This window comes from Loktanella sp. S4079 (assembly GCF_000967725.1).
Taxonomy (GTDB): Bacteria; Pseudomonadota; Alphaproteobacteria; order Rhodobacterales; family Rhodobacteraceae; genus Yoonia.
Map to the genome: position 1 here is coordinate 1 of NZ_JXYE01000023.1, position 1,051 is coordinate 1,051.

1 protein-coding gene is annotated in these 1,051 nt (G+C 59.8%); it reads left to right on the top strand.

The features are described 5' to 3' along the window. Position 1: 1 nt before the first annotated feature. The coding region (locus TW80_RS17400) for an S-(hydroxymethyl)glutathione dehydrogenase/class III alcohol dehydrogenase (RefSeq protein WP_045998748.1) at positions 2 to 1,051 on the top strand (1,050 nt) is incomplete at its 3' end.

Genomic DNA, 1,051 nt, shown 5'->3' on the forward strand with positions numbered 1-1,051 from the left:
AATGCGAACACGCGCTGCTGTTGCTGTAGCTGCTGGTCAGCCACTTGAAGTGATGGAGGTGAATCTTGAGGGGCCTCGTGCTGGCGAGGTTTTGATCGAGGTTAAGGCGACGGGTCTTTGTCACACGGATGAATTTACCCGTTCTGGTGACGACCCTGAGGGGATTTTTCCGGCGATTTTGGGCCACGAAGGCGCGGGCGTTGTGATCGAGGTGGGCGAGGGCGTAACGACCCTTGAGGTGGGCGACCATGTGATCCCGCTTTACACGCCTGAATGTCGCGAATGCGAATATTGCCTGAACCCGAAAACCAACCTCTGTCAGAAAATTCGCAGCACCCAAGGTGCGGGGCTTTTGCCTGACGGATCGACCCGGTTTTCGATGCTCGATGGCACGCCGATCCATCATTACATGGGCTGTTCGACCTTTGCGAACCACACGGTTGTGCCCGAAATCGCGCTGGCCAAGGTCCGCAAAGACGCCCCGTTCGACAAGATCTGCTACATCGGTTGCGGTGTCACAACGGGCATCGGCGCGGTGATCAACACCGCCAAAGCCGAGATCGGCAGCCGCGCGATTGTCTTTGGGCTGGGCGGCATTGGTCTGAACGTGATCCAAGGGCTGCGTCTGGCGGGCGCGGACCAAATCGTTGGCGTCGATCTGAACGACAGCAAGGCCGATATGGGCAAGCAGTTCGGCATGACCGATTTTGTGAATCCATCCAAGGTCGATGGTGATCTGGTGGCGCATCTGGTCGAGCTGACCGGCGGCGGCGCGGATTACACCTTTGACGCGACGGGTAATGTGAACGTGATGCGCACCGCGCTCGAGGCCGCGCACAAGGGCTGGGGCGAAAGCATCATCATCGGCGTGGCGCCCGCCGGGGCCGAGATTTCCACCCGTCCGTTCCAATTGGTCACCGGCCGCAGCTGGCGCGGCACCGCATTCGGCGGCGCCCGCGGCCGCACCGATGTTCCCAAAATCGTGGATTGGTACATGGACGGCAAAATCGAAATCGACCCCATGATTACCCACAAGCTCAAGCTCGAAGAC